Below are 390 nucleotides of genomic sequence, written 5' to 3' on the forward strand. Positions count from 1 at the left end.
CCCCCCCCCCCCCCCCCCCCCCCCCCCCCCCCCCCCCCCCCCCCCCCCCCCCCCCCCCCCCCCCTCTTTCACACCCACAAGCCGCAACACGAGATTCGGTCACGGGTCTCGTGGGCTCGGAGATGTGTATAAGAGACAGGGGCTTGCCCGGCAAGGACGGCCTGGACGTGCTCACCGAAGCGCGCCACAACCATATCCGCACGCCGGTGCTGGCAGGCTTCATGATTCATAGTCATACGCTAGGCAAGGGGGGGGGGGTGATACACATCTGACGCTGCCGACGACAACGTTCGGGTGTAGATCTCGGGGGTCGCCGGGTCAGTGAGGGGGGGGGGGGGGGGGGGGGGGGGGGGGGGGGGGGGGGGGGGGGGGGGGGGGGGGGGGGGGGGG

The 390-nt window shown here is 73.8% G+C and carries 1 protein-coding gene; it reads left to right on the forward strand.

Annotated elements, in window-relative coordinates:
• The first annotated feature begins 122 nt into the window (after positions 1-122).
• Positions 123-272 carry a hypothetical protein gene (locus tag JHD67_RS21650; protein ID WP_199101195.1) on the forward strand — a complete coding sequence of 50 codons (150 nt, stop codon included), beginning with the start codon at positions 123-125 and terminating at the stop codon, positions 270-272.
• Positions 273-390 lie beyond the last annotated feature (118 nt).

This window comes from Dyella sp. ASV21 (assembly GCF_016428975.1).
GTDB lineage: Bacteria > Pseudomonadota > Gammaproteobacteria > Xanthomonadales > Rhodanobacteraceae > Dyella.